The sequence below is a fragment of the Nonomuraea insulae genome, assembly GCF_042656245.1.
The window spans coordinates 34,840-54,657 of the sequence record NZ_JBHSPA010000026.1 but is presented as its reverse complement, the minus strand read 5'-3'; the positions used below and the strand labels follow the sequence as shown (position 1 = coordinate 54,657).

The window sequence follows — 19,818 nt, the reverse complement described above, 5'->3', positions numbered from 1 at the left end:
CCAAGCTGATCACTTGGCCATACGCTCGACTTGTACACAATACGAGCGTATGGGTGGCAGTACATGCGACCAGTCGAGGATCTGACAGCCAAGGCCCGGATCAGGGACACGGCCCTGCGACATTTCGCCGAGCACGGGATGAAGGGCGCGACCCTGCGCGCCATCGCCGACGCCGCCGGGGTATCGCTGGGCCTGGTCCAGCACCATTTCGCCTCCAAGGAGGGGCTGCGGGACGCGTGTGACGCGTACGTCGTGGCGTACATCAGGCAGGAGGTGGAGGAGGGGATCGACAAGGGCAGGCTGGACGATCCCGCCTATGTCGAGCAGACCCGGCTCAGCTCGCCTCCCGTGCTGCGGTACCTGGCACGGGCCCTGGTGGACGGCTCGCCCGCGGCGGCCTCCATCTACGACCAGCTCGTCGCGGTCACCGAGGAGTTCCTGGCGGGACGGGAGGACGCGCGCGGCCACGCCGCCGTGTTCACGACCATGCAGCTCGGCATCTACGTGCTGCACGAGCACCTGTCCCGCGCGCTCGGCACCGACATGTTCACGCCCGAGTCGATGTCGCGCGTCGGCTCGGCGCTGCTGAACATCGTCTCCCCCGGCTTCGTCGGAGCCGACCTGATCAACCAGGCCCGTTCAGGGCTCGATCGCTACACCGCCGGGCGGGAGAACGACGATGACTGACGTGCTGCACATCGAGGACCTGCGCAAGTCGTACGGACGGGCGCACGCGCTGGACGGGCTGAGCATGTCCGTCAAGCAGGGAGAGGTCCACGGCTTCCTGGGCCCCAACGGCGCCGGCAAGACCACGACGCTGCGGATCGTGCTCGGGCTGCTCAAGGCCGATTCCGGCGTCGTACGGCTGCTCGGGGGCGATCCCTGGACGGAGGCGGTGACGCTGCACCGGCGGCTGGCGTACGTGCCGGGCGACGTCACGCTCTGGCCCAACCTGACCGGCGGCGAGATCATCGACCTGCTCGGCCGCCTGCGCGGCGGGCTCGACCCGCGCCGCCGCGCGGAGCTGGTCGACGCCTTCGAGCTCGACCCGGCGAAGAAGGGCCGCGCCTACTCCAAGGGCAACCGGCAGAAGGTCGCTCTCGTCGCGGCGCTCTCCTCCGAGGTGGACCTGCTCATCCTCGACGAGCCCACGTCGGGCCTGGACCCGCTGATGGAGTCCGTCTTCCAGGAGCAGGTGGCCGGGGCGCGTGAGCGCGGCGCGACAGTGCTGCTGTCGAGCCACATCCTGGCCGAGGTGGAGACGTTGTGCGACCGGGTGACGATCATCAGGTCCGGGCGGGCCGTGGAGAGCGGCACGCTGGCCGACCTGCGCCACCTGTCCCGCACATCGGTCTCGGCCGAGTTGGCCGCACCGCCCGGCGACGGCCTGGCGCACCTGCGCGGCGTGCACGACCTGCGCGTCGAGGACACGCGCCTGCGCTGCCAGGTGGACGCCGACGGCCTCGACGGGCTGCTCACCACGCTGGCCGGACTCGGCGTACGCGGCCTGACCAGCCGCCCGCCCACCCTGGAAGAGCTGTTCCTGCGCCACTACGAGGGGGCCGCGCGATGACCGGCACCGGCGCGCTGATCCGGCTGATCCTGCGCCGCGACCGGCTGATCCTGCCGGTCTGGATCGTGGTGACCGTGCTCGTCCCGTACGGCGTCGCCTCCGGGGCCGCCTCCCTCTACACCACGCCGGAGTCATTGCTGAAGTACGCCGAGGAGGCCATGGCCAACACCGCGCAGGTCGCCATGCGCGGCGTCGTGTACGCCCCCACCCTCGGCGGCGTCACCGCCTGGGGCGCGGGCATGTCGGGAGCCCTCGTCGCGGCCCTGGCCAGCCTGCTCGTCGTCATCAGGCACACCCGTACCGAGGAGGAGACGGGGCGGCGTGAGCTGCTGGGCTCGACCGTGGTGGGGCGGCACGCGGGGCTGGCGGCGACGCTGGTCGTCGTGCTGGGAGCCAACCTGGTGGCGGCCGTGCTGCTGGCGGGGGCGATGACGGCGCTCGGGCTGCCGGTGGCGGGCTCGTTCATGCTGGGCCTGTCCACGGCGGGCGTGGGGGTGGCCATGGGCGCGGTCGCGGCCGTGGCGGCCCAGTGCACCACGGGCAGCGGGGCCGCGAGAGGGCTGGCGTTCGCGGCGCTGGCCGTGTTGTTCCTGGTGCGGGGGGTTGGGGACGCGCGCGGGTCGTGGTTGTCGTGGGCGTCGCCGTTCGGATGGGCGCGGCTGAGCCTGGCCTACACCGGGGATCGGTGGTGGGTGCTGGTGCTGTTCGCCGGGTTCTCCGTGGCGCTGGTGTGGGTGGCGTACCTGTTGGCGGCGCGGCGGGACCTGGCGGCCGGGCTGCTGCCTGACCGGGCCGGGCCGGGGAGTGCCGCCGCGGCGCTGCGCAGCCCGTTCGCGCTGGCCTGGCGTAGTCATCGGGGCCCGCTCCTGGCCTGGACGGCGGGGTGCGCGGCGGTCGGGGCGCTGCTCGGCAGCGCGGTCGACGGGGCCCAGCAGCAGATCTCCGGGCTGTTCTCGGGGGCGGACGCGTTGTTCACGTTCAGCCTGCTGGTGCTCAGCCAGGCCGTCTCCGGCTACGCGATCTCGGCGGCGCTGCGTCCCAGGGCGGAGGAGCGTGACGGGCTCGCCGAGCTGCTCCTGGCCGCCGCTCCCGCCCGCGTCCGGTGGGCGATGGCGCACCTCGCCTTCGCCGTGGCCGGGCCCGCGCTGATGCTCGCCGTCACGGGGGTCGCGATGGGGCTCACGTACGGGGCCGCCGTCGGCGACGTCGGCGGCGAGCTGCCCGCCCTGCTGGGCACCGCGCTGCTCTGGCTGCCCGCCGTGTGGGTCATGGCGGCCCTGGCCACCGCCCTGCTGGGGCTGCTGCCCCGGGTCTCGGCGGCCGTCGCGTGGGGGCTGCTGGGGGTGTTCCTGCTGGTGGAGCTGGCGTTCGAGTTCGGGCAGGTGAACGAGGGGGTGCTCGGCCTGTCGCCGTTCTCGCACATTCCCAGGACGCTGCTCGGCGCGCCGCTCGACCTTGTGCAGCTCGTCGCCCTCCTGGCGCTCGCGCTCGCGCTGGCGGGGGCCGGGATGATGGGCCTGCGCCGCCGCGACATCACCGCCTGAAAGCCTCAACCTGCCCGAAACCACAAAAAGGCCTCCGGGCGTTCCGGGGGCCTTCTGTGTGGATTTCTAGCGTGGAGCGATCCAGGTGGCGCTCGCGGCGGCCACCAGGGTGCCGTCCATCTCGTAGATGCCGCTCGTCCCGTACATCTTGCGGCCGTCGCGGCCGGTCGGGCGGGCCACCACCGAGTAACGCCCGCCGGGCGTGACCGGGCCGTTGATCTGCACGACCAGCCGCCCGAGCAGCGCGCTCTCACCGGGACCGAAATGGGCCCAGCCGGTGATGCAGTCGAGCACCGCGCCCACGATCGAGGCGGGCACACCGTCCTCGCCCGACACCGTGAACGGCACCCGCCATCCGGCCGCCACCAGCTCCGAGCCCTCCACGGGACCGGGGAAGATGCGCAGGCCGTCGCCGGGCTCGCGCAGGCCGCAGGCGAAGCACTCGGCGAACGGGTGCGCCGTCAGGCCCGCGAAGCCGGCCTCGGCGCGGGCCGCGTCGTTGAACGGCACGAACCCGGGCCCCTCCAGGTCCTTGGCCACGGGAATGGCCTCGACCAGCAGCTTGTCGCCGTGCGACAGGGACACGGAGTTGGCCACGTGCTCCAGCCGCAGCTCGGTCTCCAGTGGCGTCGGCGCATGCAGCGTGACCTCGACGGCTGATCGACCACCGTTCAGCGCCTCCGCCATGGTGCCCGCGATCCAGCCGCCGTTGGCGACGCCCACGGGACCACGGAAACGCTCGGGAACGGTCAACACGGTCTGCAGGGCAGCCGTCGTCATGCCACACCCTCCTATATCGCCACACAAGGCGAGAAGTCCGGAAATATCATAAAGAGCGGGCCAATTTTACTGGACGCCCGGTTTGCCAAGATGCTGGGGGTCCTGATCGGTCGCTCCGTACCACTCCATAACGCCTCAAGGGGGCCCGAAACTTCCCTGCCCCCCGGGTATTGCGACACTAGGCGTCGCACATCGCTGAGATGTGACTCGGGGGTCAGAAGCAACGAAAATCGGCCTCACTCCGAACTGCGTGTGGGAGTGAGGCCGATCAAGGCGTTGGCAGTACCTTAACGGGGTTTCCGGTCTCCCGCGACCAATACCCCGATTCCGGCGGGCAGGGGTGCGCGTTCTCGCCCAACCTCGGAGAGTCTGGTACCACGCGGCCTATGCTGGCCGCGGCAGAGGAAGTGTCGGCGATCTTGCGGGGTGGGGTTTGTGGGGGAAGCGAGGGTGCGGTTTCCGCCGGGGTCTCTGGTGATCCTGACCGGGTTGCCGGGCGCGGGCAAGACGACGCTGCTGCGCCGCCTGTACGGCATGCACGGCACGGAGACCCTGCCCGTCACGGCGGGGACGGTCGTGGTGATCGACTCCTCGCAGGCCAAACAGCACTGGTACGGCAGGCTCGGCTGGGCCCCCTATCCGGTGCGCCGCGCCGTGGTGTTCGTCACCCACCTGACCCGCATCCGCCGCGCCCTGTCCCTGGGCCACTCGGTCGTCGCCCACAACCGCGGCTGCGCCCCGTACGTGCTGCGTGGTTTCGCCTGGCTGGCCCGCCGACACGGCGCGGGCTTCCATCTCCTCCTGCTGGACGCGCCGCCGGAGGCGGCGGTGGCGGGGCAGCACGCCAGGGGCCGGGTGGTGGCCGCCAGGACGTTCGCGCGGCACCAGCGACGGTGGGACAGCCTCATGACGCGGGTCAAGGACGGCGACCCGGCCCCGGCCATCGGCGCGCTCGTCGTGGACCGCGTGGAGGCCGGCCTGCTGGAGGCCATCGTTTTCGACGAGGCCCACGTCAGTAATTAGCGGTGCCATCGTGTCGATCCGGGCGAGTCGCGTTCGTGTAGATGGTGAGAGGCCACGAAAGGAAAAGCTCATGAAGCAGTACGTGCTCACCATGTTCCAGCCCGACGGCGACCCGCCGGGACCCGAGGTCCTCGGCCCGGTCATGCGCGACCTCCACGCCCTGGAGGAGGAGATGAAGGCCGCCGGGGCGTGGGTCTTCTCCGGCGCCCTGCGGCCGGCCGGCCAGGCCGCCGTGACGCGGCTGCGGGAGGGCGAGGTGCTGACCGTCGACGGCCCCTACACCGAGGGCAAGGAGCACATCGGCGGCTTCACCGTCATCCGGGCGCGGGACATGGACGCCGCGCTGGAGTGGGCCCGCAAGATGGCAAGGGCGGTGGCCCTGCTGCCGATCGAGGTCCGCGAGTTCCAGGGCTGAGCGGAGACCGGAGACCCGGCCGCGAACGGCGGCCGGGCCCCGTCACGCTCAGAGCACCGGCAGGTAGCGGTCGAGCTCGAACTCGGTGACGGTGCGGCGGTAGTCGCGCCACTCGCTGCGCTTGTTGCGCAGGAAGAAGTCGAAGACGTGCTCGCCCAGCGTCTCGGCCACCAGCTCGCTGCGCTCCATGACCTCGATCGCGTCGTTGAGCGAGCCGGGCAGCGGCTGGATGCCCAGGGCGCGGCGCTCGGCGCTGGTCAGCGTCCAGACGTTGTCCTCGGCGGCGGCGGGCAGCTCGTAGCTCTCCTCGATGCCCTTCAGCCCGGCCGCCAGGATCAGCGCGAAGGCCAGGTAGGGGTTGCACGCCGAGTCGAGCGAGCGGAACTCGATGCGCGTCGAGCCGCCCTTGTGCGGCTTGTACATCGGCACCCGGACCAGGGCGGAGCGGTTGTTGTGGCCCCAGCACACGTAGCAGGGGGCCTCGCCGCCCTGCCCGGCGATGGCCTCGGCGCCGCCCCAGAGCCGCTTGTAGGAGTTGACCCACTGATTGGTGATGGCGGTGATCTCGGCGGCGTGCCTGAGCAGCCCGGCGATGAACGAGCGCCCGATCTTGGACAGCCGGTAGTCGGAGCCGGCCTCGTAGAAGGCGTTCCTGTCGCCCTCGAACAGCGACATGTGCGTGTGCATGCCGGAGCCCGGGTGCTCGGTGAACGGCTTGGGCATGAACGAGGCCCAGATGCCCTGCTCCAGCGCGACCTCCTTCATGACCAGGCGGAAGGTCATGATGTTGTCGGCCGTGGTGAGCGCGTCGGCGTAGCGCAGGTCGATCTCCTGCTGGCCGGGCGCGCCCTCGTGGTGGCTGAACTCCACCGAGATGCCCATCGACTCCAGCATCATGATCGCCTGGCGCCGGAAGTCGTGGCCGGAGCTGTGCGGCGTGTGGTCGAAGTAGCCGCCGGAGTCGATCGGCTCGGGCCGCTGGCCCGGCTCGGGACGGTTCTTCAGCAGGAAGAACTCGATCTCCGGGTGGGTGTAGAACGTGAAGCCCATGTCGGCGCACTTGGCGAGGGTGCGCTTGAGGACCCAGCGCGGGTCGGCGTGGGACGGCGAACCGTCGGGCATGAGGATGTCGCAGAAGATGCGCGCCGCGCCCGGGGTCTCGCTGCGCCAGGGCAGGATCTGGAAGGTGGCCGGATCGGGCTTGGCGAGCATGTCGGATTCGTAGACGCGGGCGAAGCCCTCGATGGCCGAGCCGTCGAACCCGATGCCTTCGGCGAAGGCCCCTTCGAGCTCGGCAGGCGCGATCGCCACGGACTTGAGGGTGCCGAGCACGTCCGTGAACCACAGCCGGATGAACCGGATGTCGCGTTCCTCGAGCGTGCGGAGCACGAACTCCTGCTGGCGGTCCACAGCATCCCCTCGTTCGACAGGTAGTACAGGTTATGTACCAGCATGCCGTGTCCGTGTTTCGCACACGTTACGGGGGGTGCCGGTGCGAGCCTCGCTGACAAAGGGCCCGCCCAGACTTACTGTGATCACGCAGTCAGTCTCGGGGGAGGCATTGGTGGCTATCGACCTGCTCAATCACAAGCTCGATCGGGCGTTCGACCACATCGACGCGAGCGGCAACGGCGTCGTCGAGCGTGAGGATCTGCTGGGGCTGGGCGCCCGCATCCTGGTGGGCTTCGGGGAGTCCCCCACCTCGGTCACCGGGGCGAGTCTCGTGGACGGCTTCGACGGCATCTGGGCGACCCTGTCGCAGGCGCTGGAGCGCGACGGCGACTCGGGCCTGGCGCGGCCGGACTTCCGCAGGGGGATGACGGCGGCGTTCGTCAGAGGTGACCTGTACGACCCGGTGTTCAGGCCGGCCACGGTCGCGGTGGCGGAGCTGTGCGACGCCGACGGCGACGGGAAGATCGGGCCGGCCGAGTTCCGGACCATGTTGTGCGCGTTCGGGGTGGCCTACGACGACGTGGACGAGGCGTTCGACCGGCTGGACCGGACGGGGAGAGGCTCGCTCACCGTGGACGAGCTGGTCCTGGCCGCCGCCGACTACTACCGCAGCGAGGACCCCAACGCCGCCGGCAACTGGCTCTACGGGCCCCTGTGAAAAGCCCAGTGAAGAGCACCGTGAAAAGCACCGTGAAGACTCCGGTGGAGAGCCCGGCCGAGAGCCCTGCGAAGAGCCCGGCGAAGAGCCCGGCCAAGAGCGCTGTGAGCGGCGCCGCGACCACGACCGTGCTGGCCACGGTACGCACCGCGCTGCGCTCGGCCCTGACGTCCGTGCTGCCCAGGCCGCGCAGGGGCGCCCCGGCCGCGCTCGCGCTGCTGCCGCTGACCGAGCGGGTGCCCGCGATGGCGGCGCCGTGCCGGATGCACCCCGCCGTGTACGCGATCGAGGCCGCGGTCATCGACTGGGCCAGGAGGACGGGCCTGCGCGCCGATCCCGAGGTGGGCTACCACCGGATGGCCGGCCGGGCGTTCGCCGAGTTCGACGCGGCCGCCGCGGCGCTGTTCGCGCAGTGGCTGACCTGGCTGTTCCACCTCGACGACGAGCTGGACGAGCGGTCGGGCCCGCTGGACATCTTCCACGGCATGCTCAAGGGCGCCGCGCGCCATCCTCTGGAGGCGGCCTTCGCCGACCTGTGGCGGGTGACGAGCGTGCGGATGAGCGACGGGTGGCGGGCCAGGTTCGCGGTCGGGCTGCAGCGTCAGTACGACGCCTGCCGTACCGAGGCGGAGAACCGGGCGGCGGGGCGGATGCCGACGCTGGAGGAGTACCCGGCGCTGCGCAGGGGCACGGTGGGCCCCTACCTGTACGACCTGGTGGAGCCGTGCCTGCGGGTGGAGGTGCCTGTCTGGATGCACGAGTCGGAGCCGTGGCAGCTGCTGGTGAACGCCTGCAGCGACGTCACCGCGTGGTGCAACGACGTGGCCTCGCGGCCGAAGGAGCGCGGCGACGCGCACAACTTCGTCGTCCTGGCGATGCGCCAGCTCGGGCTGAGCGAGCGGGAGGCGACGGCCTGGGTGCTCGACCGCATCGCCGCGCGCTGCCAGGACATGCGCAAGGCCGCCAGGCGGCTGCCGCTGGACGACCTGGAGCCGAAGACGGCCAGGGACGTCAGCAAGGTCGCCTGCGCGTACCTGGCCGCGCCCAGGGCCCACCTGGACTGGCTGCTGGAGTCGAAGCGCTACGCCTGAGCGAGCGTGTCCCCTCAGGCGTAGGTGGCGCTACGCCTGAGCGAGCATGTCCCCGGCGGGGGTGCGGCGGTAGACGACCTGTTTGCCGAGCCGCATCCCCACGGCCAGCCCGCCGCCGCTGAGCACGCCGAGGTGCTGGCTGACCGCGCCCGGCGTGAGCGCCATGCGGGCGGCCAGGGCGGAGGTGGTGGCGGGCTCGGCGAGCGCGAGCAGGATCTGCGCCCGGCTCCTGCCGATCAGCGCGGCGAGCGCGCCAGGCGCGGGCGGCGGGCCCTGCTCCCACAACGTGCCGACGCCCTGCACGGGGTAGACGAGCGTCGACTGGTACGGCGCCGTCATCACGGCCACGGCGGGCCAGTAGAACGCGCTCGGCACGAGCACGAGCCCGTCGCCGTGCAGCCCGCCCGACTCGCACCAGGGCCGGTCGATGAGCAGCCGCTCCCCCGTCCACACCACGGCGGGGCCGAGCCCGGCGAACAACTCGTGGGCGCCGCCCTGGGCGAGCTGGCGCGAGCGGCGCAGGACGTCGCGTTCGAGCAGGGCGTACACGCGGGGCCAGAACTCGGCGAAGCACGCCTCCCAGTACGCCTCCAGCGCGTCGGCGACCCTGGCCACACCCGCCGCGGGGTCGGCCGTGAACCGTTCGATCACGGCCGGGTCCGTGCCCAGCACCATCGCGGCCTCCTGCCCGGCACGGAGAGGGTCGCTGCGCCTGACGCGGTCGAGCTCGGCGGCGAAGTCGGGCATCGGCGTGTCGGGCGGCGGGGTGATGAAGTCGGCCAGGTAGCCGGCCGGCGGCACGAGCGCGAACAGTTCGGCCAGGTCGAGCCCGGCCAGCCGGGATCGTACGGCCTTGAGCCAGGGCAGGTGGATCGACTGCCTGGCGGGCTGCTGGAGGGTGCGCAGGCTGGCCACGAGCTCCCACATCGGCGAGAACGCGAACCGGATGCGCGCCACGTCCTCCGGCCTCATCGCCCAGGTTATGGACATCCTTTTAGTGTGCGCTAAATCGTTCGCGCGGCGAAAGCGGAAATCTCACTCTTTATCGCGTGTCGAGCGCAACGATCGAGAAGCCGTCCTTCCTCAAGTCCAGGCTGGGCGGGCTGCCCCGCCCCTTCTGGGCCCTGTGGGGCGGCACGCTGGTGAACCGTCTGGGCACCATGGTCATGCCCTTCACCGGCGTCTACCTGACCCAGAGCCGCGGCCTGTCCGTCACCGCCGCCGGCCTGGTGATGGGGGTGTTCGGGGCAGGCTCGCTGCTGTCGCAGTTCGTGGCGGGCGTGCTCACGGACCGGATCGGACGGCGGGCCACGCTGTCCGGCGGCATGCTGGCCACGGCCGCGGCCATGCTGGCGCTCGGCTACAGCGCCTCGCTGCCGGCGATCCTGGCCTCGATGTTCGTGCTCGGCCTGGTGATCGACGTCTACCGACCGGCCTCGAACGCCCTGGTCGCCGACCTGGTCTCGCCCGAGGAGCGGCCCAGGGCGTACGGGCTGCTGTTCTGGGGGATCAACCTCGGCTACGCGGTCGGCATGACGGCGGGGGGCTGGCTGGCGGGGCTCGGGTTCGTCTGGTTGTTCTGGATCGACGCGCTGTCGAGCGTGGTCTTCGCCGTGCTGGTGTGGCGGGCGGTGCCCGAGACCAGGCCGGCGGGCAGCCACAAGTCCGGCGGCTTCGGGGTGGTGCTGCGCGACCGCGTGATGGTCGGGTTCACGCTGGTCGCGCTGGGCAACGCGCTCGTCTACTCGCAGACGATGACCATGCTGCCGGTGGCGATGACCCAGGTCGTGAAGCTGTCCCCCGGGGAGTTCGGGCTGGCCATGGCGCTGAACGGGGTGCTGATCGTCATCGTGCAGCCGCTGGTTTCGGAGTGGCTGGGGCGCAGGGACCCGGCCCGTACGTTCGCGCTGGGGCTGGCCGTCATGGGGGCCGGGTTCGCGATGACGGCGTTCGTCACCAGCACGCTCGGCCTGGCGGTGACGATCGCGGTGTGGACGGCGGGTGAGATCGTCACGGCGGGCATCCCGGGCGCGGTCGTGGCCGCGCTGGCGCCGGCCGAGCTGCGGGGGCGGTACGCGGGGCTGTTCGGGTTCGCGTGGTCGTTGTCGGCGGTGCTGGCGCCGCTGCTCGGCGGGCCGCTGCTGGAGCTGGGGGCGGGAGTGCTCTGGTTCACGATCGGCGGGGTCGGGGTGGCCTCTGCCGCCGGGATGTTGCTGCTCGGGCCGGCGATCAGACGCCGCTGACCGCCGCCGGCCTGTTCCTGGCGGAGGCGGACCGGGTCGCGGGGATCACCGACCCCGCGCACGGGCTGCCGGCGACGCTGGACACGCTGCGCGAGGGGCTGGCGGTGACGGGCGTGGCGGTCGGGCTGCGGCTGGTTTCCCCTGTGAAATTTCGCCATATACCCGAACTCGATCTCCCTCTACAGTTACGCCTGACATGTTGACCTTCACCGCTCTGGGACCGTTCCAGGCCTGGGCCGGCGGCACCCTCCTCGACCTCGGCGGCCAGCGGCAACGGGCGGTGCTCGCGCGCCTGCTCGTCGCCGGCGGCCGCGCCGTGCCCGTGGGCACGCTCATCGACGAACTGTGGCCGGGCGGCCCGCCGGCGCAGGCCCTGTCCACGATCCAGGGCTACGTCTCCCGGCTGCGCCGCGCGCTCGAACCCTCCCGCGCGCCCCGCGAGGAGGCCGGGGTGCTGGTGTCCGCGCCGCCTGGATACGCCCTGCGGGCCCGTACCGAGCAGGTGGACGCCTGGCACTTCGAGGGCCTGGTGAAGACGGAGGGCTCGCCCGCGCGGGTGTGGGCCGCCATGGAGAGCGCGCTGGGGTTGTGGCGGGGGCCCGCGCTGGCCGAGTTCGGGGAGCTGAGCTGGGCCGCGACCGAGGCGGGGCGGCTGGAGGAGCTGCGGCTGATCGCGGTCGAGCGGCGGGCGGGGGCCGGGCTGGCGCTGGGCAGGGAGACGTCGCTGGCGGCGGACCTGGAGGCGCACGCGTCGGCGTACCCGCTGCGGGAGGAGGCGTGGCGGCTGCTGGCCGTCGCGCTCTACCGGACGGGGCGCCAGGGAGACGCGCTGGCGGCGCTGCGCAGGGCGCGCGCCGTGTGGCGGGAGGAGCTGGGCCTGGACCTGTCGGCCGGGCTGCGGCGCCTGGAGGCCGACATGCTGGCCCAGCGCCTGGAGGAGCGCCCCGTGGCGGTCTCCGGGGAGCTGCGGGTGCTGGTGGCCGACGACCAGGCGCTTGTTCGGGCGGGGCTGCGGGCCATGCTGGAGAGCGAGCCCGGGGTGGCGCTGGCGGGCGAGGCCGCCGACGGCGAGCAGGCGATCGCGGGCGTCCGCGACACGAGGCCCGACGTGGTGCTGCTCGACATCCAGATGCCGCACCTGGACGGCCTGGCCGCCGCCCGCAGGATCCTTGCCGGGGAACGACCGCCGAAGGTCGTGATGATGACCACGTTCGGCAGCGACGAGAACCTGTACGCGGCGCTGCGGGCCGGGGTGAGCGGGTTCGTGCTGAAGACGTCGGCGCCCGAGCAGTTCGTGGCCGCGATCAGGGCGGCGGCGGCCGGTGACGCGCTCATCGACCCGGCGGTCACCACGCGGCTGATCTCGGCGTTCGCCGGGCGCGCCGACCCGGCCTCTCCCCCGGCGCTGGCCGGGCTCTCCGACGACCGTCTCGACGTGCTCAAGCTCGTCGCCAGGGGGCTGAGCGACCGGCAGATCGGGCAGAGGTTGTCGTTGCCGGAGGAGGAGGTGAGTCTCGTGGTCAAGTCGTTGCTGGAGCATCTGGGGTTGTTCGACCGGGCGCAGCTCGTGATGGCGGCGTACGAGACGGGGTTGGTCACTCCGGGAGCGAAATAAATCACTTTTCGTCGCTTTGACGATAAAAATCCCGCCGTACTAGGCTGGTCGCGTGGCCCAACTGCGCATTGCCCTGGCACAGACGAACCCCATTGTCGGCGACCTGAGCGCCAACGCGGACCAGCTGGTCGCGTGGACCCGCGACGCCGCCGACCGCGACGCCCACCTCATCGTCTTCACCGAGATGTTCCTCACCGGCTACCCGGTGGAGGACCTGGTGCTGCGCACGTCCTTCGTGGACGCCAGCATCAGGACGCTGGAGGAGGTGGCGCGCAGGCTGGAGCGGGAGGGCCTCGGCGACCTGCCGGTGGTCGTCGGCTACGTGGACCGCGCCGGACTGGCGCCCCGGGTGGGGCAGCCGAAGGGCGCGCCGCTGGACGCCGCCGCGCTGCTCCACAAGGGCGAGGTGGTCATCCGCACGGCCAAGCACCACCTGCCGAACTACGGGGTGTTCGACGAATACCGCTATTTCGTGCGCGGCGACCGGCTTCCCGTCTTCCGGCTGCACGGGGTCGACGTGGCCATCGCGGTGTGCGAGGACCTCTGGCAGGAGGGCGGCCCCGTGTCCGTCGTGGGGCAGGCGGGGGCCGGACTGCTGGTGGTGCCGAACGCCTCGCCGTACGAGAAGGAGAAGGACGACGTACGGCTGGAGCTGTGCGCGCGGCGGGCCAGGGAGGCCGGGTGCGCGCTCGTGTACGTCAACCAGGTCGGCGGGCAGGACGAACTCGTCTTCGACGGCGACTCGATCGTGGTGAACGGTGAGGGCGAGCCGGTGGCGCGGGCGGGGCAGTTCAAGGAGGAGCTCCTGGTCGTGGACCTGGACCTGCCCGTCTCGGAGGCCCCGGCAGGCACCTTCCCGTACGACGCGGGCGACGGCTCCACCATCACCGTCGAGCGCCTGGTGTTGTCGTCCGAGCCGGTCGAGCCCTATCCGGCCGTCGCCGCCAGGGTCGCCGAGCGGCTGGACCCGCACGCCGAGGTCTACTCGGCGCTGGTGCTCGCGGTGCGCGACTACGTGGCCAAGAACGGCTTCCAGTCCGTCATCCTGGGCCTTTCCGGCGGGATCGACTCGGCGCTGACCGCCACGATCGCCTCCGACGCCATCGGCCCCTCGCGGGTCAACGTGGCCCTCATGCCCTCCCGCTACTCCTCCGAGCACTCGCTGGCCGACGCCGAGGACCTGGTGGCCAGGCAGGGGGTCACCTCGCAGGTGGTGCCGATCGCGGAGATCGTCAACGCCTACGAGAAGGAGATCGACCTGTCCGGCCTGGCCTCCGAGAACCTCCAGGCCCGCGTGCGCGGCATGATCCTCATGGGCCTGTCCAACGAACACGGCCACCTAGTGCTGACCACCGGGAACAAGAGCGAGCTCGCGACCGGCTACTCCACCCTGTACGGCGACTCGGCCGGCGGCTTCGCGCCCATCAAGGATGTGCCGAAGACGATGGTGTGGGAGCTGGCCAGGTGGCGCAACGGCCACTCCGGGTCCGGGTTCCTGCTGGAGGCCGAGCGGCCGATCCCGGAGAACTCCATCACCAAGGAGCCGAGCGCCGAACTGCGGCCCGACCAGCGCGACACCGACTCGCTGCCTCCGTACGAGGTGCTGGACCGGCTGCTGGACGACTACGTGGAGAAGGACATGGGGTCGCAGGAGCTCATCGCGGCCGGGCATGATCCGGCGCTGGTGACGCGGGTGATCCGGCTGGTGGACCTGGCCGAGTACAAGCGCAGGCAGTATCCGCCCGGCCCCAAGATCACCCCGAAGAACTTCGGGCGCGACCGGCGCCTGCCCATCACCAACCGCTGGCGGGAGACCACCGGCTGAGCTCTTTACGGCCAGGGCTCTTTACGGTCAGAGCTCTTTACGGCCAGGACCCTTTGCGATCAGGACCCTTTGCGGTCAGGCTCTTTGCGGTCAGAACCCTTTGCGATCAGGGCTCTTTGCGTCAGGGCTCTTTGCGTCAGGGCTGGGCGGCCGTGAAAGCGAGCGAGGCGATCGCCAGCGCGAGGAAGACGCCCGGGTAGACCATGTTGTGGAACACCCGGGCGCGGATGTGCACGATGACCGCGCCCAGGAAGAACACGACCAGTCCTGCCGCCGCCGCCAGTCCGATGAACCGCACGCCCAGGAGGCCGAGGAACAGCCCGGCGACTCCGGCGGCCTTCAACGCGCCCAGCAACGGCACCCAGGACGGCGCGATGCCCAGTTCGCCCGAGTTCGCCAGGACGAACCTGGCCCGGGCGAAGTCGGCGATGGCGGCCCCGAGATTGGCCACGATCGTGATGACGATGACGTACATCCTGGTTCGACCCCTTTAGTCGGCTTCTGGGGAAAGCCTCGCCGAGTGCCGTCTTGGTCGTCCAATACCTGCATCTATAACCTGATGGAATGGATGTGGACACCCGGTTGCTGCGCTACTTCGCCGCCGTGGCCGAGGAGGGCAGCCTGACCCGCGCCGCCCAGCGCCTCTACGTGTCCCAGCCGGCCCTGACCAAGCAGATCAAGCAGCTTGAGGGCCTGCTCGGGGTGGCGCTGTTCACACGGTCGCGGGCGGGGATGGCCCTCACCGAGCCGGGCCGGGCACTGGCCGAGCGCGTACCCGGCCTGCTGACCGCCTGGGACGGGGCACTGCGCGAGACCAGGCGCGCGGCCGGGCGGGCGGCCCGGGTGCTGCGGGTCGGCTTCCTGGCCAGCGCCGCCAACGAGGCGACGCAGGACATCGTCACGGAGTTCGCCCGGCGGCGGCCGGGGTGGCGGGCCGACATGCGCCAGGCGTCCTGGTCGAACCCGACCGCCGGTCTGGCCGGCGGCGACGTCGAGGTCGCCCTGCTGCGCCTGCCCTTCCCCGGCCAGGACGCGCTGCGGGTGGAGGTGCTGTTCACCGAGCCCCGCTGGATCGCGCTGCCCTCCTCGCACCCGTTCGCCGCGCGGGACCTGATCCCGTTCCGCGACCTGTGGGACGAGCCGTTCGTCGCGGCCCCGGCCGAGACGGGCTCGTGGCGGGACTTCTGGGTGGGCGCCGACGAGCGCGACGGCCGCCCGGTCCGCATCGGCGCCGTGGCGGACCAGCCCGACGAATGGCTCAGCGCGATCGCCAACGGGTACGGCATCGCCCTGGCGCCCGAGTCGGCGGCCCGCTTCTACGCGCGGCCGGGCATCACGTACCGGCGGGTCAGCGGCGTCACGCCCACTCAGGTCGGGGTCGCCTGGGCGCCCGCCGACGATACCAACCCGATCGTCCAGGACTTCGTCCGCTGCTGCCTCGAACACCGCCCCTGAAGCTTGCCGGCCGCTGCTGCCTCGGGCACCGGCCCTGAAGCTTGCCGGCCGCTGCGCCGTGGGGGGCACCGGCCCTGAAGCTTGCCAGCCGCTGCTGCCTGAGGCGCAGATCCTCAAGTTTTGCCGGTCGCTGCCGCCTCAGGCGCAGATCCTCAAGTTTTGCCGGTCGCTGCCGCCTCAGGCGCAGGTCCTGAAGTTTGTCGGTCGCTTCTGGCACAGTTGCCGCGTGGCTCAACCCCTGAAAGAAATGATCAACGTCGACTCCGTGTCGGTGCTGGCCGACGGGCTGGCCGCCGCCTGGGCGCCCTTCCCCCGCGCCCGCTTCGTCGCCCAGGCGCTGGCCGGGCTCGACGGGCTCGAACTCAAGGCCCGCGTCGCCCACGTCGCCGCGGCCCTGCACGACGCGCTGCCGATGCCGTATCCGCAGGCGGCCGGGCTTGTGCGCGAGTGCGCCTCGCGGGTGACACTGGACATGTGGAGCGGCTGGCCGGCCACCGAACACACCGCCACCCGGGGGCTCGACCATTTGGCCGACGCGATGGACACGCTGGCGGTGCTGACTCCGTACGCGACGGGCGAGTTCGCCGTACGCCCCTATCTGGAGCGTCACCGCGACGACGCATTCAAGATCATGTACGGCTGGACGGAGTCCCCCGACGAGCACCTGCGCCGCCTGGCCTCGGAGGGTTCGCGCCCGCGGCTGCCGTGGGCCGGGCGGGTCGGCTGGCTGATGACGCCAGGCCCGACGCTCCCCCTGCTCGACCGGCTGCGCGACGACCCGAGCGAATATGTCCGCCGCTCGGTCGCCAACCACGTCAACGACCTGGCCAAAGACCATCCCGCGACGGCCCTCGACCTGCTGGCGCGCTGGCGGTCCGACGGCGGCTCACACGTGGAGAAGGTGCTCCGGCACGCGATCCGCGGCCTGCTCAGGGCCGGCCATCCTGAGGCGCTGGCCCTGCTGGGCGCCACCCCGGGCAGCGGCACGGCCGACGCGCTGACCTTGGAGTCCGAGACCGTCGCCGTGGGCGGAAAGCTGACCTTCACGGTGACCGTCACGGCGGGGGCGGCGGGGCCCGTACTGCTGAAATACGCGGTGCGGCGGGCGGGCTCGCGTCGCGTCTTCCACCTGGGGCAGCGAGACGCGGTCGGGTCCGGGGAGACGTTCACCGTACGCAAGAGCCATTCGTTCCGGCCGGTCACGACCCGCGACGAGCCGCCTGGTGCGAGGGAGCTCGATGTGATCGTCAACGGGCGGGTGGCGGCGACCATCCCGTTCACTCTGGTGCTCGGGCGCGACGACGACCAGTCCGACAGCGGGGTTCGCACAGACAGCCAGCTTGCAACCGGCACCCAAGGCACTTCCGCACACGACGGCCGGGCCAGACACACCACTCCAGTGGACGACGGCGTGGCAGGAATCGGCACCCACCTAGGGACCAGCCAGTCCTATGACCGTACTGACGCAGGTGACGACAAGACCCGAGACGCCGCTCGCGCAGGCGACAACAAGACCCCAGACACCGCTCGCGCAGGTGGCGGCAGGACCCGAGACGGCGCTCGCGCAGGTGACGGCAAGACCCCAGACGGCGCTCGCGCGGAGGAGGGGCTGCTCCGGTGACGCGAGACGTCGACCTGCTCCGAATCGAACTCGGCGTCATCTGGCGGCTCGACGAGCGTGGCCGCCTGCCCGGCCCTGAGGACATGGTGTTCGGCGTGGCGGCAGACGGCATCGTCGCCGCCGTGTCGGCCGGAGTGCCCGACCCACTCGCCGATCGCCTCCTCGACCTCGCCGCCCGGGGCAAGCCCTCTCCCTTCGGCACGCCCCCGGACGTACTGGAAGACTGCCGCGCACTCCTGGGCGGTGACTCGGTCTCGGTGTCAGGCGGGCCGAGCTACGCGGTGAACCCGCCCGTCCGGTACGACGTCCCGGTTGAGGTCCTCAGGTCGGACGATCCCGCGCATGTCCGGCGCGTACGCCCCTTGCGGCCCGACAACTGGGAGCCCGGGGAGTGGGACGAGCTGTGCGACGGCGGCGAAGGAGCGCCATGGGCGATGATCGTGGAACACGGCCAAACGACCAGGCACGCGGAACCAGCCACGCACCGGGAAACAGCCAGACAGAGGGAACCGGCCAGGCACGAACAGGCACCCGAGGGCGGGCACGGGGAACCAGCCACGCACGGGGAACCAGCCAGACAGGGGGAACCGGCCAGGTACGGGGAACCGGCCAGGCACGAGCAGGCACCCGAGGGCGGGCACATAGCCGGACACGAACAGGCGGCCCGGGTCAGCGGCTTGGCCGGAGGCAGGCAGGTGGTGGCCATCTGCCACAGCGCCCGCAACACCCCGGCCGGAGCCGAGGCGGGCACCTGGACCTCTCCTGCGTACCGGGGCCGCGGATACGCCGCCATCACCACGGCCGCCTGGGCAGAGCTGCTGCCCGGGATCCAGCTGTTCTACAGCACGAGCGCGGACAACCACTCCTCCCAGCGGGTGGCCGCACGGCTGGGGTTGCGAGGCATCGGCTGGCTATGGAAACTCACCGTCTAACTGAGGAGCCGCACCCTGACCAGAGAACCGAACCCTAACTGAGGAGCCGCACCGCTTGTCGCCCCGCTGCAGACCTGGCTCCGCAGCGGGGCAGCCCCACCCGGGAGAAGGCCCATCCGGGACAAGGCCCTCACGGGTGAGGCTGCCCCGCCGGGCCAGCGTCACGGGCGGATGACGAAGGGGCGGTGGACTGGGATGCTTGGGCGCCGTTCGGTGAGCACCACGCCTCTCAGCACCACGCCCATGAGTAGCCATGAGCGCCGTGCCCGTCAGCACCACGGCCGTCAGCGCCACGCCCATGAGCACCCATGAGCACCTATGAGCACCTATGAGCGCCGTGCCCCTCAACACCACGCCCCTCAGCGGTTGGCGAGGGTCATAGTGTCGTGCCGATCAGGAGGCGTCCGTGTGGAGGGCTTCCAGTTCCCACTGGTCGCGCGGTTGGGTGTGCAGGCGCCAGTAGTGGTCGGCTATGTCGTCCGGGTCGAAGGCGGTGCCCGGCGCGACGGGTCCCGCCACGGTGACGCTGGCCGCGTGGACGCCGGACGGCCCGTATTCCTCGTCCAGCATCGCCACCAGCGTCCGCACGCCGGCCTTGCCCAGTGACAGGCTGACGTACTGGGCCTTGGGCTCGGGCATGCCGCCGGTGACGATGAACGTGCCGCCGCCGCGCCGGGCCATCGCGGGCGCCACGTGGGCGGCGGCGATGAGGGCGCCCACCACGTTGACGGCCCAGGCGTCGAGTTGCGCCCGTACGTTCGCCTCCCCTGGCGAGTCCGGGCGGATGATCGCGGCGTTGTACACCACGGCGTCCGGCGTCCCGAACTCGCCCGCCGCCGCGTCCAGCGCCGCGCGCAGTTCGTCCTCGTCGGCGCAGTCGGCCCGGTACGTGCGCACCCCCTCCAGGCCGAGGTCGTCGCCGGTACGCGAGACGAGGCCCACCGCCAGGCCCTCCTTCGCGAACCGGCGGGCGACGGACCGCCCGATCCCCGGCCCCGCCCCGATGATCACAGCTCCCGGCATCGATCCGCTCCTTCACGTTGTTGCGACTGACAGTCCGGACGTTAAGGCGTCACATCGATGTGAAGGTCAAGGGAACGCATGAGGATCGGTGACCTGGCGCGGGAATCAGGCGTGAGCAGGCGCTTGCTCCGCTACTACGAGGAGCAGGGCCTGCTGCGGCCCCGCCGGCTGCCCAACGGCTACCGTGAGTACGCCGACGCGGACGTGGCCGCCGTGCGCCACATCCGTACGATGCTCGCCGCCGGCCTCCCCACGACCGTCATCGGACGGCTGCTGCACTGCGTCCACGACGACGGCGAGCGGATGGTGCCCACGGCCTGCCCCGGCATGGTCACCAACCTGCGCAGGGAGCACCGCCGCATCACGGAGACCATCGAACGGCTCCAGACCTCCCAGCAGGCCCTCGACACCATGCTCACCACGGTGCTCACCACCGGCCTGGACCAGCGCTGACGCCTGACCCCACACCGCCACCGCCACCGCCACCGCCGACGCCACCGCCGACGCCACCGCCGACGCCGAGACGCCGAGACGCCGAGACGCCGAGACGCCGACGACGCCAACGAGG

19 protein-coding genes are annotated in these 19,818 nt (G+C 71.6%); 14 read left to right on the top strand and 5 right to left on the bottom strand.

The features are described from left to right. The first annotated feature begins 63 nt into the window (after positions 1 to 63). Genes ACFPZ3_RS22225 through ACFPZ3_RS22215 form a run of 3 tightly spaced genes read left to right on the top strand, consistent with a single transcriptional unit; the run spans position 64 to position 3,117 of the window. Positions 64 to 687: a TetR/AcrR family transcriptional regulator gene (locus ACFPZ3_RS22225; RefSeq protein WP_379516111.1), complete on the top strand. Its 624-nt coding sequence runs from the start codon at positions 64 to 66 to the stop codon at positions 685 to 687. After that, complete coding sequence (locus ACFPZ3_RS22220; protein WP_379516110.1) at positions 680 to 1,573, top strand: ABC transporter ATP-binding protein; 894 nt, start codon at positions 680 to 682, stop codon at positions 1,571 to 1,573. The genes ACFPZ3_RS22225 and ACFPZ3_RS22220 overlap by 8 nt, the downstream gene beginning before the upstream one ends. Continuing rightward, a complete protein-coding gene (locus ACFPZ3_RS22215; RefSeq protein WP_379516109.1) occupies positions 1,570 to 3,117 on the top strand; it encodes an ABC transporter permease in 1,548 nt (515 codons plus the stop codon). The genes ACFPZ3_RS22220 and ACFPZ3_RS22215 overlap by 4 nt, the downstream gene beginning before the upstream one ends. 66 nt (positions 3,118 to 3,183) lie before the next feature. Here ACFPZ3_RS22215 and ACFPZ3_RS22210 read toward each other — a convergent pair whose 3' ends face one another. Then, entirely contained in the window at positions 3,184 to 3,897 is a 714-nt protein-coding gene (locus ACFPZ3_RS22210) for a hypothetical protein (RefSeq protein WP_379516108.1), read from the bottom strand. Between the two features lie 450 nt (positions 3,898 to 4,347). Here ACFPZ3_RS22210 and ACFPZ3_RS22205 point away from each other — a divergent pair, with 450 nt between their 5' ends. Both ACFPZ3_RS22205 and ACFPZ3_RS22200 read left to right on the top strand, forming a co-directional pair. Beyond that, positions 4,348 to 4,920 (top strand): AAA family ATPase, encoded by a 573-nt coding sequence (locus tag ACFPZ3_RS22205; RefSeq protein ID WP_379516107.1) that lies wholly within the window; start codon positions 4,348 to 4,350, stop codon positions 4,918 to 4,920. 70 nt (positions 4,921 to 4,990) lie between these two features. After that, positions 4,991 to 5,335, top strand: coding sequence for a YciI family protein (locus ACFPZ3_RS22200; RefSeq protein ID WP_379516106.1), 345 nt, complete (start codon positions 4,991 to 4,993; stop codon positions 5,333 to 5,335). A 48-nt stretch (positions 5,336 to 5,383) separates the two neighbouring features. On the opposite strand, the gene ACFPZ3_RS22195 is transcribed toward ACFPZ3_RS22200, so the two are convergent. Next, the gene (locus tag ACFPZ3_RS22195) at positions 5,384 to 6,745 is read right to left on the bottom strand and encodes a glutamine synthetase family protein (protein WP_379516105.1); all 1,362 of its coding nucleotides are present in this window, start codon (positions 6,743 to 6,745) and stop codon (positions 5,384 to 5,386) included. A gap of 154 nt (positions 6,746 to 6,899) precedes the next feature. Between ACFPZ3_RS22195 and ACFPZ3_RS22190 the strand changes: the two genes are divergently transcribed. Both ACFPZ3_RS22190 and ACFPZ3_RS22185 read left to right on the top strand, forming a co-directional pair. Further along, positions 6,900 to 7,445 carry an EF-hand domain-containing protein gene (locus ACFPZ3_RS22190; protein ID WP_379516104.1) on the top strand — a complete coding sequence of 182 codons (546 nt, stop codon included), beginning with the start codon at positions 6,900 to 6,902 and terminating at the stop codon, positions 7,443 to 7,445. A gap of 20 nt (positions 7,446 to 7,465) precedes the next feature. After that, on the top strand, positions 7,466 to 8,536 hold the full coding sequence (locus ACFPZ3_RS22185) for a terpene synthase family protein (protein WP_379516103.1): 1,071 nt from the start codon (positions 7,466 to 7,468) through the stop codon (positions 8,534 to 8,536). Between the two features lie 30 nt (positions 8,537 to 8,566). On the opposite strand, the gene ACFPZ3_RS22180 is transcribed toward ACFPZ3_RS22185, so the two are convergent. Next, positions 8,567 to 9,526, bottom strand: a complete 960-nt coding sequence (locus ACFPZ3_RS22180; protein WP_379516102.1) for a DUF5937 family protein — start codon at positions 9,524 to 9,526, stop codon at positions 8,567 to 8,569. 59 nt (positions 9,527 to 9,585) lie between these two features. Between ACFPZ3_RS22180 and ACFPZ3_RS22175 the strand changes: the two genes are divergently transcribed. The 3 genes from ACFPZ3_RS22175 to ACFPZ3_RS22165 all read left to right on the top strand — a co-directional run bounded on the left by ACFPZ3_RS22175 (position 9,586) and on the right by ACFPZ3_RS22165 (position 14,219). Then, positions 9,586 to 10,779 carry an MDR family MFS transporter gene (locus ACFPZ3_RS22175; protein ID WP_379516101.1) on the top strand — a complete coding sequence of 398 codons (1,194 nt, stop codon included), beginning with the start codon at positions 9,586 to 9,588 and terminating at the stop codon, positions 10,777 to 10,779. 196 nt (positions 10,780 to 10,975) lie between these two features. Further along, positions 10,976 to 12,394, top strand: coding sequence for a BTAD domain-containing putative transcriptional regulator (locus tag ACFPZ3_RS22170; RefSeq protein WP_379516100.1), 1,419 nt, complete (start codon positions 10,976 to 10,978; stop codon positions 12,392 to 12,394). Between the two features lie 52 nt (positions 12,395 to 12,446). Beyond that, positions 12,447 to 14,219, top strand: a complete 1,773-nt coding sequence (locus tag ACFPZ3_RS22165) for an NAD+ synthase (RefSeq protein ID WP_379516099.1) — start codon at positions 12,447 to 12,449, stop codon at positions 14,217 to 14,219. Between the two features lie 136 nt (positions 14,220 to 14,355). On the opposite strand, the gene ACFPZ3_RS22160 is transcribed toward ACFPZ3_RS22165, so the two are convergent. Further along, positions 14,356 to 14,694 (bottom strand): DoxX family protein, encoded by a 339-nt coding sequence (locus tag ACFPZ3_RS22160; RefSeq protein WP_379516098.1) that lies wholly within the window; start codon positions 14,692 to 14,694, stop codon positions 14,356 to 14,358. An 89-nt stretch (positions 14,695 to 14,783) separates the two neighbouring features. Between ACFPZ3_RS22160 and ACFPZ3_RS22155 the strand changes: the two genes are divergently transcribed. From ACFPZ3_RS22155 to ACFPZ3_RS22145, 3 genes are all read left to right on the top strand, one after another. Continuing rightward, positions 14,784 to 15,674, top strand: a complete 891-nt coding sequence (locus ACFPZ3_RS22155; RefSeq protein ID WP_379516097.1) for a LysR family transcriptional regulator — start codon at positions 14,784 to 14,786, stop codon at positions 15,672 to 15,674. 226 nt (positions 15,675 to 15,900) lie between these two features. Then, positions 15,901 to 17,295: a DNA alkylation repair protein gene (locus ACFPZ3_RS22150; RefSeq protein WP_379516096.1), complete on the top strand. Its 1,395-nt coding sequence runs from the start codon at positions 15,901 to 15,903 to the stop codon at positions 17,293 to 17,295. Then, positions 17,292 to 18,227 (top strand): GNAT family N-acetyltransferase, encoded by a 936-nt coding sequence (locus tag ACFPZ3_RS22145; protein ID WP_379516095.1) that lies wholly within the window; start codon positions 17,292 to 17,294, stop codon positions 18,225 to 18,227. The genes ACFPZ3_RS22150 and ACFPZ3_RS22145 overlap by 4 nt, the downstream gene beginning before the upstream one ends. Before the next feature lie 393 nt (positions 18,228 to 18,620). On the opposite strand, the gene ACFPZ3_RS22140 is transcribed toward ACFPZ3_RS22145, so the two are convergent. After that, entirely contained in the window at positions 18,621 to 19,250 is a 630-nt protein-coding gene (locus ACFPZ3_RS22140; RefSeq protein WP_379516094.1) for an SDR family NAD(P)-dependent oxidoreductase, read from the bottom strand. A gap of 78 nt (positions 19,251 to 19,328) precedes the next feature. Here ACFPZ3_RS22140 and ACFPZ3_RS22135 point away from each other — a divergent pair, with 78 nt between their 5' ends. Further along, positions 19,329 to 19,703: a MerR family transcriptional regulator gene (locus ACFPZ3_RS22135; RefSeq protein ID WP_379516093.1), complete on the top strand. Its 375-nt coding sequence runs from the start codon at positions 19,329 to 19,331 to the stop codon at positions 19,701 to 19,703. Positions 19,704 to 19,818 lie beyond the last annotated feature (115 nt).